The following is a 14,146-nucleotide window of genomic DNA, read 5'->3' on the forward strand; positions in this document are numbered from 1 at the left end:
CCTCGGCTGCAATGAGAGGAATGTCGACTAATCACTGATAAAAGTCAATAATCGTCAGTCATCAGGAAAGCGTGATCGTTAAGGGGTGGTAAGGATTTTTCAGAGGGTTGGCTCTGGGCTGCAATGGTCGCGGTGGCTGACGCGAACCCACTATCTGCTATAAGTTACATGTAACGATACGGAGGGACATATGACCTCTTCCTCGAAGCGCGAGTCCTCAAAGTCAAAGCCTTCACGCGTCAAGGTGCGAGAGCATCGCGAGCGCCTGCGTGCGCAAGGGCTCCGGCCAATCCAGATTTGGGTTCCGGATGTTCGCTCCGCGTCCTTCAAAGCGGAAGCTCATCGTCAGTCGCTGGCGGTCGCGACGAGCGCTCAAGAACATGACGATCAGGCCTTCATCAACTCCGTCTCGATCCTGATTGACGAATGAAGCGCGGCGAGATCTGGACACTGGCCGGCGGCAAAGACTACGCGGGAAAGCCGCGTCCTGTAGTCATCGTGCAGGATGACAGCTTTAACATCACGAACTCAGTCACCGTCTGCGCCTTAACGACCAACCAGACCGAAGCGCCCCTGTTTCGCCTGCCTATCAATCAAACGGAACGCAATGGTCTGCGGGTACCCTCCCGCCTGATGGTGGACAAGATCGCTACCGTACCGAAAGCCAAGATCGGGAGTCTGGTCGGACGCCTCGATGACGAGGATGTGCTACGACTCAATCGCGCAATCGTCGTCTTTTTGGGATTGGCTGGTTCACCGAGGACAGCCGACCGGGAATGACGAACTAGTCGATCACAGCCCCTGCTCGACAAACTCGTGCTTGCTGTCGTGGCCGCCGATGAAGACCAGGATGCCGGCGATCAACGGCAGCACCGCGAGCACGAGCAGTCCGGTCGAGGTCTGGCCGGTGGCTTCCTTGACCCAGCCGATCAGATACGGCCCACCGAAGCCGGCGAGATTGCCGATCGAGTTGATCAAGGCGATGGCGCCGGCCGCCGCCGTGCCGGACAGCCAGGCGGTCGGCAAGGTCCAGAACACGCCGAAGCAGCAGAACACGCCGATCGCGGCGACCGTCAGCACGATCATCGTCAGGGTGGGGTCGGTGAGATAGCTGGAGACGCCGAGCGCGACGGCGGTGAGCAGCAACGGCGCGCCGACATGCATCACGCGCTCGCGCGTGGCATCGGAATGCCGCGCCCACAGGATCATCGCGATAGTGCCGAACAAATACGGGATCGCGGTGACGAAGCCGGTCTGGGCGTTGGTGAGGCCGAACGCCTTGACGATCTGCGGCAGCCAGAACTGCATGCCGTACAGCGCGCCGACGAAGCCGAAATAGACCAGGGCGAGCATGATCACCTTCGGTGAGGTCAGCGCTTCACTGAGCGACAAATGCTTCACCGCCTGCTTGGCCGCGATCTCGGCATCGAGCTTGGTCTTAAGCCACGCCTTCTGATCGGCCGAGAGCCAATCCGCCTTCTCCGGCCTGTCGGTGAGATAGAACCAGGTGACGATGCCGAGCAGCACCGAGGGAATGCCCTCGATGATGAACAGCCACTGCCAGCCCTTCAGGCCCATGGCGCCGTCGAGCCCGAGCAGCAGGCCCGAGACCGGTGCGCCGATCACGGTGGAGACCGGCACGGCGATGGCGAAGGCCGCGAGGAAGCGGGCGCGATATTCGGCCGGATACCAATAGGTGAGATAGAGGATGATGCCGGGGAAGAAGCCGGCCTCGGCGACGCCGAGCAGGAAGCGCAGCACGTAGAAGCTCGTGACGCCGCTCGTGAGCGCCATCAGCGCCGAGATGATGCCCCAGGTCACCATGATGCGGGCGATCCAGCGGCTGGCGCCGAACTTCTCCAGCGCCAGATTGCTCGGCACCTCGAAGATGAAATAGCCGATGAAGAAGATGCCGGCGCCCCAGGAGAAGATCAGCGGCGTGAATTTCAGCTCGGCATTCATGGTCAGCGCGGCGAAGCCGAGATTGACGCGGTCGAGATAGGAGAAGAAGTAGGCCAGCACCAGGAACGGGATCAGGCGCCACGAGATGGCGCGGATCGTCGAGGTCTCGATTTCCGACTTGGCTGCGCCGGTCGAACCGGCATAGGTCGTAGTCTGGTTCATGGCTTCCCCCGGGGTTGTTGCTTTTATGGGCTGATGCGGGGTTTTGAGGATCGCCGCGAAAGAGTCAATGGAGCAAGCAATGCATCAGGCGCAACCGGTCAAACCCATTGCGCCGCTTCGGACATCGCTGATCCGCGCCGGGCTGGCGCTGGTCGTGATCGCATGTGGATTGTCGTTGCGCTGGTACGGCTTTCCGCTCGGGCTCCCCGCCTTCGTGGTGAAGTATGGCGGCTCGCTGCTATGGGCGACCATGGTGTTTCTGCTGGTCGGGGTTTTACTGCCACGGCTGTCACGGACACAGATCGCAGCGATCGCAATGGCGATCGCGGTCGCTGTTGAGTTTTCCCGGCTCGTCCATACGCCATGGCTCGATGCGTTCCGGCTAACGACGGCCGGTGCGCTGCTGCTGGGGCGCATCTTCTCGCCGAGGAACTTGCTGGCTTATGCGGCCGGGATCGCGTTCGGCGTTTGGATTGATCGGCTCGCCAAGGTGCGTAGGGTGGGTTAGCGCAGCGTAACCCACCACTGTTTGTCTCCGCGGAAGTGAAAGAGGTGGATTACGCTTCGCTAATCCACCCTACAGACCGACGAGGGCGCATCTCACTCCGCCAATTGAAACTTCTCAAAACGATCGAGTTCCTCCTCGATCTTCCGTTTCAGCTCCTTGCGCCGCACGGTCTTCTTCCCCTCGCCGACCCAGGTCCATTTCTGCATCAACAGCTTCTTCGCCTGGCGGTCGGTCTTCAGATCGAGCGCGGCGACGATCTCATCGCCGACCAGTACGGGCAGCGCGAAATAGCCGAGCTTGCGTTTGGCCTTCGGCACATAGGCCTCGAACAAATGGTTGTAGCCGAAAATGAGATTGGTGCGCTTGCGCTGGATGATCAGCGGATCGAACGGCGAGAGGATGTGGACGAGATCCGGCGGCGCGCGCTCGCCGGGCTCGAGCACAGCCGGCGGTGCCCAGTGCGCCTGCTTGCCGGCCCCGTCGATGGCGACAGGCACGAGCTCGCCACGGCGGACGCGCGAGGCGATCAGCGCAGCCACCGCCGTCTTGCGCGGCGCGTCGAGATGGCAGACCGAATCGAGGCTCACGACACCTTGCGATCGCAGCGCGCGATCGAGCAGATAGGCCGTAATGTCCTTTGCCGACGCGGGCTTCGGCAGCTTGTCCCAGCCGAAATGGCGCGTCATCAGCTCATAGGTCTTGAGCATGCCCTGGCGCTCGCTGACGGTCACGGCACCCGTATAGAAGGCGAGCTGCAACGCGCGCTTCGAGGGTTTTCGGCTTTGCCAGAGATGCTCCTTCTCGGTGAGCACGTCGTCCTCGATGTCGCGGATCGTCAGCGGGCCGGCGCGCACCAGCCGCATCACCTTGCGCATGTCGGCAGGCTTCACCGAGGCGAACCATTTGTGCCCCTCACGCCGGTGCTCGCGCATCGCGGGCAGGAAGAAGCGGAAGTCACCGGCCGGCACATAAGAGAGCGCATGCGTCCAATATTCAAAGACGCTCTGGTCGATGCTCTGGGCGTGGCGCAGGTCGGCGCGGCGGTAGGACGGGATCCGGCTAAACAGGATGTGGTGATGGCAGCGCTCGATCACGTTGATGGTGTCGATCTGCACATAGCCGAGATGGGCGACCGCGTCGGCGACGGCTTGCGCGCCGTCACCGAACGGCGCGCGCTCGTCTAGCCGCTGGGCATGAAGCCAGATTTGCCGGGCCTGTGTCGTGGTGAGTGGAATTGGTTTGGGCGCGCGGGACATTGCGGAATGCAGTGTAGCGGGATTCGCATCCAGGCAAGAAGCCGATCCAGGAGCGGACAAGGAAAAACCGCGCTGCCATCTGCTGACAGCGCGGTCGGGAGGTGCGCTACCCGTGCCTACTTCATCGACATCGCCTTCTGCGCCTTCATGTAATGCATGCAGGCGCTTTTCATCTTGCCGTTGCTCATGTCGGTGTTGGCCATGGCCATTTCCTTGTTCATGGCCGTCTTGGCCGGCGTATCCGCCGTGCCGCCCATCATGGCGGCGGACTTCATCATATTATCGCTGGTGCACGCCATCATGGCGGCCGATGCAGGGCAAACGGCGAACGCGACCAAAGCGGCTGCTGTGAGCAAGATTTTCATCGAAAAGTCTCCTCCGTAAGACGAAACCGGCGTCATGCCGGCCTTCGCAATTACGTATTTCTCTGGCGAAGACGTTTCGTGGAGAAGACAATTTTCTTGCTGCGGTGCGAAGGCGGACAGCTCAGCGGCCAGCTTTCGGGGCTTTGGACCGCTCGCCAACGCTGCCTGTTGCGACATCGGGTTCGCACGAGGCCTTGCCGCGCTCCTCCGCCTGGCAGCGATAGACGCTACCGGTGAGACGATCGACCAGCCACATGTTCTCGTCGGTCGGCCCTCCAAGCCCGACATAGCGGGAGGTCAGTCCCGTGATCAGCGTCGACAGCAGGATCGCCACCGCGATCATCGCCGCGCCGATGTAGATGGGCATGGAGTTCAGGGACACGGTCCGATCCGGCGGGCCACTGCGATAGAACTGGTAATCACTTGGCCTCGGCACTGGATGGAACTCGGCTCCCTTCGTTGCGCTTGTCGGAGGCTCCGCCCTAGGCGTCCATCTGGCCGAAAAATTGTCCGCAGACAGGCCATCAGGCGACGGCTTTGCGACGATCGGTCAGCGCAGGTTTCCCTGAGTGAACCAGGCCCCGCCCCCGAGCGGCACCTAGGCGCGGTGATCCTCAGTGATGCGGATCACGACAGGACTGCGACGGCTCGAACGCTCGCCGGGCAGCGTGCAACCACTCTCTTCACGCGTTAGCGTCCGTCCTCGGAGTGGACCGCGGGTCGGCCCTCCGTGAGCCCGAAACCGCTTGAAATTCGCTGCCGTGGCCCCGGAAGCCCGGCTTCCCCCGTGACCAAGATCACACCAAGGCTTTTGAACCTGCCCTATGCTTGCAGCATCAAATAGCCATCAGGCGTCACAACGAGGATACGACAATGACTAGTTTCAATAAGTCTTTTGCACTGAAGGCGATGACCCTCTCGACGGTTCTGTCGATGACGGCCGGCCTGGCCATGGCCGGCGACGGCAATGTCTCTACCAACCAGATCCTGGATGCATTGAAGCCGAAGCCGGCGACCCGCGGCCTGTCCGCAGGCCCGCAGGTCGATCCGGCGGTGCAGGCCAAGGAATCGACGTTCCTGAACACCGTGCGCAACCGCTCGACGCGGTCGCTGTCGACGGGCGAGCGCGAGCAGATTGCCGAGCTCGCCGCGACCAAGCCGAAGATCGATCTGGAGATCCAGTTCGACTACAACTCGGCCGACATCGCCAAGACGTCGGTGCCGTCGGTGCAGGCGCTCGGCAAGGCGCTGTCTGATCCCTCGCTGAAGGGCTCGACCTTCGTGGTCGCCGGCCACACCGACGCGGTTGGCACGGAGGGATACAATCAGGGGCTCTCCGAGCGGCGGGCCGACACCATCAAGAAGTACCTGGTGCAGAACTACGGCCTCACCGGCACCGATCTCGTCACCGTCGGCTACGGCAAGACCAAGCTGAAAGACACCGCCAACGGCGCCGACCCGATCAACCGCCGCGTCCAGGTTGTGAACATGGACACCCAGACCGCGTCGAAGTAATTCTCGGTCACGCCAATAAAGACGCCGCCTGCCGTTCCCCCGGCAGGCGGCGATATCATATCCAGCCTTGGAAGAGCATCAGCCGGTTGAAGGTCTGCATCGTCGTGCCGACGAAGGCCGCCGAGATCGGCAGCATGGCGGCAAAGCCTGCCGCCGCGAGCGCGACATAGGCCCACAACAGCCAGCGTGGCAGACCGCCCCGGCGCAGCACGTAGACCAGCGCGAGCGACGCCACGGTCGCAGCCGGCAGATAGTAATAGATGAAGGCGAGCGTACGAGGCAGCAACGCCCAGGCAAGCCAGCACCCGAAATAGAAGACCGCGATCAGGAACGCATCCCAGCGACGCGCAACGACGAAGTCGCGCAGCACGACGGCGAGCGCGGGCAGCGCCGGCCACAGCACCAGGGGATTACCGAGGAAGACGATCGCGGAGACATTGTCGTCCGCAGTCTTGTCGAACAGGAACCACACCGGGCGCGCGAGCAGCGGCCATGACGGCCAGGGGCTCATATACGTGTGGCCGGCGATGGCAGTGGTGGTGTTGTCGGCGAAGATCCGGCGTTGCGCCTCGACCAGATCCTGCAGCGACACGCCGTAGAGCGGGACGAAGGCCGCAAGATATGTCATCGCGGGCAGGACGGTGAAGCAGAGCACGACATGATGTAATCTGAAATCGAGCCAGAGATCGGGTCGGTACCAATCCCCCGGCTTCGCGTCGGCAAACAGAGTGCGCCAGCCCTGCATCAGGCGGATCACCCCGACGATGACGATGCAGATTCCGAGCGGAAACAGGCCGCTCCATTTGCAGGCCGCAGCACAGCCGAACAGGCTGCCGGCAGCCGCGAACAATGCGTGGGGGCGATCCTTTCGAAAGCCGTGCATGAAGGCGGCAATCGCGAGCAGGCCGAAGCCGAGTGCAAAAATGTCGAGCATCGCGACGCGCGCCTGCACGTACAGCATCTGGTTGCAGCCGGCGATCAGCGCGGCGGCGATCGCAGGCCCTTGCGCGGCGAACAGCGCGAGGCCGCACAGATAGATCGCGACGATCGCGAGCGCGCCGAACAACGTCGAGGGATAGCGCCAGCCCAGCGCGGTGTCGCCGAAGGCCGCAATCGAAAGCGCGATCAGCTCTTTCGCCAATGGCGGATGCATCGGATTGAGCATCGGTTGCGACACCGCTGGTGCCAGCATCTGCCGCGCCGCCGGCACATAGTGCACTTCGTCGAAGACGAACTTCTCCGGCGTCGTCAGGCCGATCAGCAGTGCGAGATGCGCGAACAGGAAAATCGCGACAGCAATCACTGCGCTCCGCGACACCTTCGGAACCGCGGGCAAGTCAAGTTGCGCTTGTGGAGATGTTTTGCGTGGCAAATTTGCGTCACCGCGGAGAATAATAGAGATCGCGGTTTTCATTGAACGCATTCTGCCGCAACTGTCACTAAGCATAACGCAGGTCCCGCGGCGCTTGTGATAATTCCGCCACATCGCAAGCGCGCGTGATCCGGTACGATCAGGGACACATCGATCGGTTGCGAAATGAATTTGCGTTTCTGGCTTTTCTCCACGCTGTTCTCGACTGCCTTGTGCGTAGCCCCTTGCGCCCAGGCGCAGACGCGCGTCGGTGAAGCCGTCGTGATCCAGAATGAAGTGGTTCGCGTAGCCGCGACCACGACGCCGATCAGCGTCGGCGACAGCATGCTGCGGGACGAGACCGTGCGCACCGGCGCCGGCAGCGCGGCGCGCTTCGTGATGGCGGACAGCACCAATCTGTCGCTCGGTCCGAGCGCCACGCTCAAGCTCGACCGCACGGTCTTCAACGACGAGCACAGCTATCGCGACGTCGCGATCCGCATGACGACCGGCGCATTCCGTTTCGTCACCGGACATTCCGAGAAGACCGCCTACAAGATCACGACCCCGCTCGCGACCATCGGCGTGCGCGGTACCACACTCGATATCCTGTCCCAGCGCGGCCGCTCGGTCGTCGTGCTGCAGGACGGCGCCGCCAGTGTCTGCACGACGAGCCAACAGTGCGTGCAGCTCACCCAGCCCGGCGACACCGCAATCATCACCTCGACCGGCGGCAAGGTCTCTATCAGTAAGACCAATACGCCGCCCTGGACCTTTGCCGCGACCTGCGCCGCCAGCGCGGGACTGTGCGCGGTGAACCAATATGCGGACGCGTCGCCGACCATCACGCCCGCCGTCCATGACGACGGCATGCTGTGCGGGCGCTGACGATGGAAGTATTCAACGTCAGGCGCTTCATGCTCGCGGGCGTGCTGACCGTCGTGGCTGCGTTTGCGTTCGTCGCGGTCGAGGCCCGTCCGGCGGCAGCCGCCACGGCGTGCGAGTCCGAGTGCGCAGGGTCGACGCCCACCCCGGCGCCGAGCTATTCACCCTCGCCGACGCCGACCTACAGCCCCTCGCCTTCGCCCAGCCCCTACCCGTCATCGTCGCCAAGCCCTTATCCGTCCTCCTCGCCGAGCCCGACGCCGACGCCGACCGGCGCGGATTCCAGCGGCGGTTCGATCGGCGGCCTTGCCAACCAGCGCTTCAACCAGATGATCACCAACCGGGTGCTCGGCACGGTGCTGCTCGGGGTCAACGAGCAGGTCAATTGCAGCAACTGCGTCAGCGCATTCGGCTCCGCCGGCTCCTTTTCGGCGGGCATCCACGGCCGCAAGGAGCTGACCAACAATCTGTCGCTGCTCGCCGGCATCGCCTACACGCAGTACAGCGAGGGCGGCTACAACATCACCAGCGCGCCGATCGGTGCGTTCGCGCTGCGCTATGACTTCACCGACTGGGGCTCGTCGCGTCCGTTCTTCGACGTCGGCACGATCCTGACGCCGTGGGAGAAGGCGCGCTACACCCGCAGCTACAACACCAGCCTCGGCCCGGTGAGCGTCACGAGTTCGACCAACGCCTCGAATTACGCCGTCTACGGCCGCGCCGGCTGGATAAGCCGCGTGTCGCCCCGCGACGAGGTCGCCGCCTCGATCGAGGTCTGGCAGCTCTGGCAGCGCGTCTCGGGCTACACCGACAGCGCAGTGGCGTTCAATCCGTTCGACGCCAGCATCGCGACCGGCACCGACCGCACCAGCCTGGTCAAGATCGGCGGCCAGTGGACGCATCTCTACGGCAGCAATATCGAGGCCAACATCAACGGCGGCTGGGTGCAGTCATTCGCTGGCCATAGCGGCATCGTCGCCACCGTGACCGGCGACGGCGTGGTGGTGCCGACCATGGGCAACCAGGGCTGGTTCGAATATGGCGGCCGGCTCGGCTTCCGCGTGCAGAAGGGCTGGATCGTGGACCTGTTCGCCAACGGCACGCTCGGCCCGCAGCCGGTGGGCAACACCATCCATGGTGGCGTGGGGCTGCGGATCAATTATTAGCGGCAGGCCTTCGCCTCAAATTCCGCTGTCATGCCCGGCTCGAGGGCATCCAGCACGCCGCGGCCTATCGATTGACCAACGACCGTCTCGGCGTACTGGATCGCCCGGTCAAGCCGGGCGATGACAGTGAGTATGTGACAAGGGCACGCCCTTCACGCTGCCGACTTGCCCTCGAACGCGCGGCGCAAGGTCTCCATGTCCAGTTTCACCATCTTCATCATGGCCTGCATCGCGCGTGCGGCAGCCGCCTTGTCGGGGCTCGATAGGAATTCGAACATCACCTTTGGCACGACCTGCCATGACACGCCGTAGCGGTCGTGGAGCCAGCCGCACTGCTCTTCCTTGCCGCCATGGGCCAGGAAGGCATTCCAGACGCTGTCGACCTGGGCCTGATCGTCGCAATGGATCATCAGCGAGAGCGCATGGGTGTATTCCATCTTCATGCCGCCGTTGAGCGCGACCAGGGGCTGTCCCGCGACCGTGAACTCGACGACGAGCACGGAGCCTTCCTTGCCGGACGGGCCATCTGAAACGTTGCGCTGAACATGAGTGATCGCCGAATTCGGCACGAGCGAGACGTAGAACTTCGCGGCTTCCTCGGCATCGCCATTGAACCACATGCAGGGAACGACCTTCGACATCGTGAATGCTCCTCTTCAGTTGTGATGTTCGCGCGCTTAGATCAGGCGTTCGCCATCTCGGACTGCGCCGCGAAGGCTGCCATGTCCATCCAGTTCACGCCCCACATGTGGCCGTCCGGATCCTCGAAGCTGCGGCCGTACATGAAGCTGTATTCGTCCTTCGGGCTGGGATCGGCGACCCCGCCTGCAGCCTTGGCCCTGCTGACGATATCGTCGACCTCGGTCCGGCTGTCGGCGGACAAGCAGAACAGCGCCTGGTTTGAGGTCTTTGCATCCGAGATCGGCTTCGGCGTGAACTGCCGGAATTTCTCGTGGGTCGTCAGCATCGCGTAGATGGTCTCGGAAAAGACCATGCAGCTCGCTGTTTCGTCGCTGAATTGCGGGTTCCTGGTCGCACCGACCGCCTCGTAAAACGCAGTGGCGCGCTTGAGGTCGGTCACGGGCAGATTGACGAAAATCATCCTGGGCATCGGAGCTCCTTGGGCGGGGTTCTGCCCAAGGACGGACGGCCAAGCGGCGATCCGACACGGCTTCCGGATCTTTTTTTGGACCCTTGCCTGCGAGGTTCTGTCGCACCGAACCCGCTGGCTTTCAGGCGATCCTCACTTCTTCTCGTTCGGATCGCGGTGAATGGGATCGACCCACAGCACGGTCTCGGGCTTCTCGACCGGCTCGATGTCGAGGTTGATCGCGACCGCCTCGCCGTCGCTGCGCACCAGCACGCATTCCAGCACCTCGTCCGGGCTGGCGTTGATCTCCTGATGCGGCACGTAGGGCGGGACGAAAATGAAGTCGCCGGGACCGGCTTCCGCAGTGAATTGCAGGTTCTCGCCCCAGCGCATCCGCGCCTTGCCCTTCACCACGTAAATCACGCTTTCGAGATGGCCGTGGTGGTGCGCGCCGGTCTTGGCGTCGGGCTTGATGCTGACCGTGCCCGCCCACAATTTCTGCGCACCGACGCGCGCGAAATTGATCGCGGCCGCGCGGTCCATGCCCGCCGTCGACGGCACGTTGGTATCGAGCTGGTTGCCGGGAATGACGCGCACGCCATCATGTTTCCAGCGATCGTCGCGATCGTGGTCATGGTGGGAATGCGAATGGTCATGGCCGGTCATGGGACTTGCTTTCTGTTGGTTCCGTGTGCGGCAAACTAACCCAAAGCCGCGACATCGAGCCATAACAAAAACGGAACCCTCGTAGCCGCCGGACGTTGTCCTAGCGAGCAAACCGCAGGAGAGTTTCATGGGTAGCACGACCGACAAGATCAAGGGCACCGCAAACGAGGCAATGGGCAAGGCCAAGCAGGGCATCGGTGAAGCCACCGGGTCCGAGCGCCTGAAGGGTGAAGGTGCGGTCCAGGAAGTGAAGGGCAAGGGCCAGCAGGCCATGGGCGACGCCAAGGACGCCGCGAAGGACGCGGTCGATCGCGCCGCGGCTGCAGCCAAGCGCGCGACGGAATAACGGCGCCGCACTGAAAGCGAAAAGACCGGCCGAGAGGCCGGTCTTTTTGTTGCGGGCTTACTTCACCCCGAGCAATTCCACGTCGAACATCAGCGTCGCGTTCGGCGGGATCACGCCGCCTGCGCCGCGGGCGCCATAGCCGAGCTGCGGCGGAATGATCAGCGTGCGCTTGCCGCCGACCTTCATGGAGGCAACACCCTCGTCCCAGCCGGCGATAACGCGGCCCTTGCCGATCGGAAATTCGAACGGCTCGTTGCGGTCGACCGACGAGTCGAATTTCTTGCCCTTCTGGCCGTTCTCGTAGAGCCAGCCGGTGTAATGCATCACGCAGATCTGGCCCGGCTTGGGCGAAGCCCCGGTGCCGGCGACGCTGTCGGTGATCTGCAAACCTGAAGCTGTGGTCATGGTCTTCCCTGCGGTCTGGGCCGAGGCCGTGGTGGAAACGAAATCGGACACGCCGGCGATCACGGTGATCGCGAGTGCCGACATGATGGCGAGGAGCACGCGCTGTAAACGCTGCATAAGACACCTTCCGTTTGAGGCGCAAGGTGTCTAGCGCAACGCCGAGGCCGTTGCCACCCCTCACACCTCGATATTTTCGAGCCGCACGGGCAGCTTTCGGATGCGCTGGCCCGTGGCGTGATAGATCGCATTGCAGATCGCCGCATTGGTGCCGACATTGGCGAGCTCGCCGAGGCCCTTCACGCCTGCCGGGTTGATGTGATCGTCCTGCTCGGAGAGCAGGATCACCTCGACACCGGGGACGTCGGCACTCACAGGCACGAGATAGTCGGCAAGATTGTCGTTGACGTAGCGTGCATTGCGCTCGTCGATCTCGGTGGCTTCCAGCAGCGCCGAGGACATGCCCCAGATCAGGCCGCCCATGAGCTGGCTGCGTGCCGTGCGCGGATTCATGATGCGCCCGGCCGCGAACGCTCCCACCAGCCGGGGGCAGCGGATTTCATGGGTAAAGCGGTTGACGCGGACCTCGACGAACTCGGCACCGAAGGCGTAGGCGATCTTGTCCTTCATCTGATGGCCACCGACGAGCCGCGCGTGCCCGCTGTGCATCGCCGTGAAGGAATCCAGCGGCGCGCCTTCAGGCTTCCACTCGCCGTATTCCTCGACGATACCGACGCCGAGCGCGTCGAAGGCCTTCTCGATGTCGAGCGGACGATCACTCTTCGCCGCCTGGGTGCTCGGCGCCTGGCTGATGCCGACAGTCTCCTTGGCCTTGTCGGCGAGGCTGTCGCTCGGCATCACGGCCTTGAACAGCCTTTGACGAATCCGGTCGCACACCATCATCACCGCCGAGCAGGTGCTGGCAGTCGAGTTCGAACCGCCGGCAACAGGCGCCGGCGGCAGATCGCTGTCACCCAGGAAGACCGCGACCTTCTCCAGGGGGACGCCGAGCCGCTCGGCCGCGGTCTGGGCGATGACGGTATACGCACCGGTGCCGATCTCGTGACCGGCGATCTCGACCCGGGTACGGCCGTCGCGCTGGAGGCGGACGCGCGCCGCAGACGGCGCCATCTGCGTCGGATAGCAGGTGGCGGCACAGCCATAGCCAACCAGCCAGTCGCCGTCGGACACCGATTTCGGCTGCGGCGAACGCTGCGACCAGCCGAACGCCCTGGCGGCCTCATCGAAGCATGCCATCAATGACCGCGTCGTATAGGGCTTGCCGCCGATCGGCTCGACATTGGTGTCGTTGATGCGGCGGAGCTCGACCGGATCCATGTTCAGCTTCACCGCAAGCTCGTCCATCGCGCTCTCCAGCGCGAAGAGATACGGCACCTCCGGCGGCGAACGCATGAAGCCCGGCGTGTTGCGGTCGGCGCGCACGATCGACACCAGACTGGCGACGGTCGGGCAGGCATAGAGCCGCGTCGTCGTCTTGGTGCCACCGACGCAATAGGCATCCGGGCGCGACGAAACCTCCGCGCCGTCGTGCCTCAAAGCCACCAGCTTGCCGTCCCGGCCCGCACCAAGCCTGATCTCATGGCGCGTCTCGGCGCGATGGGTCGCGATGGTGAAACCCTGATCGCGGGTCGGCACGAGCTTGATCGGCCGGTTCAGGCGTTTGGCGATGCCGGCGATGATGGCGGTGCGGGGCGTCATCGAGCCGCGCGAACCAAAGCCGCCACCGACATAGGGATTGACGACACGGACCTTGTCGGCGTCGATACCGAGCTGCTCGGCGACGCCGTTCTTCAGGCCATAGACATACTGGCTGCCCTCGTAGATGACGAGCTCGTCGCCCATCCAGGCACAACTCGTCGTAAACAACTCCATCGGATTGTGGTGCTGGGTCGGCGTTTCATAGGAGGCGGTGAGCTTGACCTCGGCTGCGTCGAACGCCTTGGCGAAATCGCCGACCTCCGGGTCTTCCTTGAACTGCGCGTTTTGTCCCTTTGCCGCTGCCGTGGTGGTGCCCGGCGAGTCGAAGGTCGCACTCGGAGCTACGGCCGTGTAGCTGACCTTGACGCGATTGGCGGCTTCGCGCGCCGCCTCGTAACTCTCGGCGATGACGACGGCGATAATCTGGCCGTCATGGGCGATGTCGGCTGATTTCAGCGGCTGGATCGTGGTGCCGGCATAGCCGCCATTGCTGAACAGTTTCGATTCCTTCAGCTTCGGGGCGTTCTCGTGCGTGACGATGTCGATCACGCCGCGGACCTGCCTGGCATCGTCGAGATCGAAACTGTCGATGCGACCCTTGGCGATGGCGCTCGTGACCAGGAATGCGTAGGCTGGATTGTCGAGCGGCATGTCGGACGCATATGTCGCCCGGCCCGTGACCTTTGCAGCCGCGTCGTAGCGCGGCACGGGCCGGCCCATGTTTGCTTTCGGCTCGGGAGCTGCAGCGGTCAT

17 protein-coding genes are annotated in these 14,146 nt (G+C 63.4%); 7 read left to right on the forward strand and 10 right to left on the reverse strand.

All coding sequences use genetic code 11. The annotated features are described in order from the left end of the window. Nucleotides 1-190 precede the first annotated feature (190 nt). The gene (locus ABIB66_RS29060) at nt 191-430 is read left to right on the forward strand and encodes an antitoxin MazE family protein (protein WP_354209154.1); all 240 of its coding nucleotides are present in this window, start codon (nt 191-193) and stop codon (nt 428-430) included. Continuing rightward, nucleotides 427-780, forward strand: coding sequence for a type II toxin-antitoxin system PemK/MazF family toxin (locus tag ABIB66_RS29065; protein ID WP_354209155.1), 354 nt, complete (start codon nt 427-429; stop codon nt 778-780). The genes ABIB66_RS29060 and ABIB66_RS29065 overlap by 4 nt, the downstream gene beginning before the upstream one ends. Nucleotides 781-792: 12 nt before the next feature. Here ABIB66_RS29065 and ABIB66_RS29070 read toward each other — a convergent pair whose 3' ends face one another. Then, nucleotides 793-2,124 carry an MFS transporter gene (locus ABIB66_RS29070; protein ID WP_354209156.1) on the reverse strand — a complete coding sequence of 444 codons (1,332 nt, stop codon included), beginning with the start codon at nt 2,122-2,124 and terminating at the stop codon, nt 793-795. A 79-nt stretch (nt 2,125-2,203) separates the two neighbouring features. On the opposite strand from ABIB66_RS29070, the gene ABIB66_RS29075 reads away from it, so the two are divergent. Next, the gene (locus ABIB66_RS29075) at nt 2,204-2,632 is read left to right on the forward strand and encodes a ribosomal maturation YjgA family protein (RefSeq protein ID WP_354256357.1); all 429 of its coding nucleotides are present in this window, start codon (nt 2,204-2,206) and stop codon (nt 2,630-2,632) included. A gap of 92 nt (nt 2,633-2,724) precedes the next feature. Here ABIB66_RS29075 and ABIB66_RS29080 read toward each other — a convergent pair whose 3' ends face one another. From ABIB66_RS29080 to ABIB66_RS29090, 3 genes are all read right to left on the reverse strand, one after another. Beyond that, nucleotides 2,725-3,888, reverse strand: coding sequence for a winged helix-turn-helix domain-containing protein (locus tag ABIB66_RS29080; protein WP_354209158.1), 1,164 nt, complete (start codon nt 3,886-3,888; stop codon nt 2,725-2,727). Nucleotides 3,889-4,004: 116 nt separating this feature from the next. After that, nucleotides 4,005-4,253: a hypothetical protein gene (locus tag ABIB66_RS29085; protein WP_354209188.1), complete on the reverse strand. Its 249-nt coding sequence runs from the start codon at nt 4,251-4,253 to the stop codon at nt 4,005-4,007. A gap of 121 nt (nt 4,254-4,374) precedes the next feature. Further along, nucleotides 4,375-4,620: a hypothetical protein gene (locus ABIB66_RS29090; RefSeq protein WP_354209189.1), complete on the reverse strand. Its 246-nt coding sequence runs from the start codon at nt 4,618-4,620 to the stop codon at nt 4,375-4,377. Nucleotides 4,621-5,126: 506 nt separating this feature from the next. On the opposite strand from ABIB66_RS29090, the gene ABIB66_RS29095 reads away from it, so the two are divergent. Next, nucleotides 5,127-5,768 carry an OmpA family protein gene (locus ABIB66_RS29095; RefSeq protein WP_354209159.1) on the forward strand — a complete coding sequence of 214 codons (642 nt, stop codon included), beginning with the start codon at nt 5,127-5,129 and terminating at the stop codon, nt 5,766-5,768. A gap of 55 nt (nt 5,769-5,823) precedes the next feature. Here ABIB66_RS29095 and ABIB66_RS29100 read toward each other — a convergent pair whose 3' ends face one another. Beyond that, entirely contained in the window at nt 5,824-7,254 is a 1,431-nt protein-coding gene (locus tag ABIB66_RS29100) for a glycosyltransferase family 39 protein (protein ID WP_354209160.1), read from the reverse strand. A gap of 51 nt (nt 7,255-7,305) precedes the next feature. Between ABIB66_RS29100 and ABIB66_RS29105 the strand changes: the two genes are divergently transcribed. Next, nucleotides 7,306-8,007, forward strand: a complete 702-nt coding sequence (locus tag ABIB66_RS29105) for a FecR family protein (RefSeq protein ID WP_027568515.1) — start codon at nt 7,306-7,308, stop codon at nt 8,005-8,007. A 2-nt stretch (nt 8,008-8,009) separates the two neighbouring features. Continuing rightward, nucleotides 8,010-9,170 carry a hypothetical protein gene (locus ABIB66_RS29110; protein ID WP_354209161.1) on the forward strand — a complete coding sequence of 387 codons (1,161 nt, stop codon included), beginning with the start codon at nt 8,010-8,012 and terminating at the stop codon, nt 9,168-9,170. A gap of 152 nt (nt 9,171-9,322) precedes the next feature. Here ABIB66_RS29110 and ABIB66_RS29115 read toward each other — a convergent pair whose 3' ends face one another. The 3 genes from ABIB66_RS29115 to ABIB66_RS29125 all read right to left on the reverse strand — a co-directional run bounded on the left by ABIB66_RS29115 (nt 9,323) and on the right by ABIB66_RS29125 (nt 10,926). After that, nucleotides 9,323-9,811 (reverse strand): VOC family protein, encoded by a 489-nt coding sequence (locus ABIB66_RS29115; protein ID WP_354256360.1) that lies wholly within the window; start codon nt 9,809-9,811, stop codon nt 9,323-9,325. Between the two features lie 41 nt (nt 9,812-9,852). Continuing rightward, nucleotides 9,853-10,281 (reverse strand): VOC family protein, encoded by a 429-nt coding sequence (locus ABIB66_RS29120; protein ID WP_275171455.1) that lies wholly within the window; start codon nt 10,279-10,281, stop codon nt 9,853-9,855. A 132-nt stretch (nt 10,282-10,413) separates the two neighbouring features. Beyond that, nucleotides 10,414-10,926 carry a cupin domain-containing protein gene (locus tag ABIB66_RS29125; RefSeq protein WP_354209162.1) on the reverse strand — a complete coding sequence of 171 codons (513 nt, stop codon included), beginning with the start codon at nt 10,924-10,926 and terminating at the stop codon, nt 10,414-10,416. A gap of 127 nt (nt 10,927-11,053) precedes the next feature. On the opposite strand from ABIB66_RS29125, the gene ABIB66_RS29130 reads away from it, so the two are divergent. Beyond that, entirely contained in the window at nt 11,054-11,272 is a 219-nt protein-coding gene (locus ABIB66_RS29130) for a CsbD family protein (RefSeq protein WP_275171453.1), read from the forward strand. A gap of 57 nt (nt 11,273-11,329) precedes the next feature. On the opposite strand, the gene ABIB66_RS29135 is transcribed toward ABIB66_RS29130, so the two are convergent. Both ABIB66_RS29135 and ABIB66_RS29140 read right to left on the reverse strand, forming a co-directional pair. Continuing rightward, nucleotides 11,330-11,794, reverse strand: coding sequence for an FKBP-type peptidyl-prolyl cis-trans isomerase (locus ABIB66_RS29135; RefSeq protein ID WP_007606926.1), 465 nt, complete (start codon nt 11,792-11,794; stop codon nt 11,330-11,332). 60 nt (nt 11,795-11,854) lie between these two features. Continuing rightward, nucleotides 11,855-14,146 carry a xanthine dehydrogenase family protein molybdopterin-binding subunit gene (locus ABIB66_RS29140; RefSeq protein WP_354209163.1) on the reverse strand — a complete coding sequence of 764 codons (2,292 nt, stop codon included), beginning with the start codon at nt 14,144-14,146 and terminating at the stop codon, nt 11,855-11,857.

This window comes from Bradyrhizobium sp. F1.13.3 (genome assembly GCF_040548265.1).
Classification (GTDB): Bacteria; Pseudomonadota; Alphaproteobacteria; order Rhizobiales; family Xanthobacteraceae; genus Bradyrhizobium.

Coding starts and splice junctions, on each gene's coding strand:
- ABIB66_RS29060 (WP_354209154.1), top strand. CDS start 191: ATGACCTCTTCCTCGAAGCGCGAGTCCTCAAAGTCAAAGCCTTCACGC.
- ABIB66_RS29065 (WP_354209155.1), top strand. CDS start 427: ATGAAGCGCGGCGAGATCTGGACACTGGCCGGCGGCAAAGACTACGCG.
- ABIB66_RS29070 (WP_354209156.1), bottom strand. CDS start 2,124: ATGAACCAGACTACGACCTATGCCGGTTCGACCGGCGCAGCCAAGTCG.
- ABIB66_RS29075 (WP_354256357.1), top strand. CDS start 2,204: ATGCATCAGGCGCAACCGGTCAAACCCATTGCGCCGCTTCGGACATCG.
- ABIB66_RS29080 (WP_354209158.1), bottom strand. CDS start 3,888: ATGTCCCGCGCGCCCAAACCAATTCCACTCACCACGACACAGGCCCGG.
- ABIB66_RS29085 (WP_354209188.1), bottom strand. CDS start 4,253: ATGAAAATCTTGCTCACAGCAGCCGCTTTGGTCGCGTTCGCCGTTTGC.
- ABIB66_RS29090 (WP_354209189.1), bottom strand. CDS start 4,620: ATGCCCATCTACATCGGCGCGGCGATGATCGCGGTGGCGATCCTGCTG.
- ABIB66_RS29095 (WP_354209159.1), top strand. CDS start 5,127: ATGACTAGTTTCAATAAGTCTTTTGCACTGAAGGCGATGACCCTCTCG.
- ABIB66_RS29100 (WP_354209160.1), bottom strand. CDS start 7,254: ATGTGGCGGAATTATCACAAGCGCCGCGGGACCTGCGTTATGCTTAGT.
- ABIB66_RS29105 (WP_027568515.1), top strand. CDS start 7,306: ATGAATTTGCGTTTCTGGCTTTTCTCCACGCTGTTCTCGACTGCCTTG.
- ABIB66_RS29110 (WP_354209161.1), top strand. CDS start 8,010: ATGGAAGTATTCAACGTCAGGCGCTTCATGCTCGCGGGCGTGCTGACC.
- ABIB66_RS29115 (WP_354256360.1), bottom strand. CDS start 9,811: ATGTCGAAGGTCGTTCCCTGCATGTGGTTCAATGGCGATGCCGAGGAA.
- ABIB66_RS29120 (WP_275171455.1), bottom strand. CDS start 10,281: ATGCCCAGGATGATTTTCGTCAATCTGCCCGTGACCGACCTCAAGCGC.
- ABIB66_RS29125 (WP_354209162.1), bottom strand. CDS start 10,926: ATGACCGGCCATGACCATTCGCATTCCCACCATGACCACGATCGCGAC.
- ABIB66_RS29130 (WP_275171453.1), top strand. CDS start 11,054: ATGGGTAGCACGACCGACAAGATCAAGGGCACCGCAAACGAGGCAATG.
- ABIB66_RS29135 (WP_007606926.1), bottom strand. CDS start 11,794: ATGCAGCGTTTACAGCGCGTGCTCCTCGCCATCATGTCGGCACTCGCG.
- ABIB66_RS29140 (WP_354209163.1), bottom strand. CDS start 14,146: ATGACCGCTGCAGCTCCCGAGCCGAAAGCAAACATGGGCCGGCCCGTG.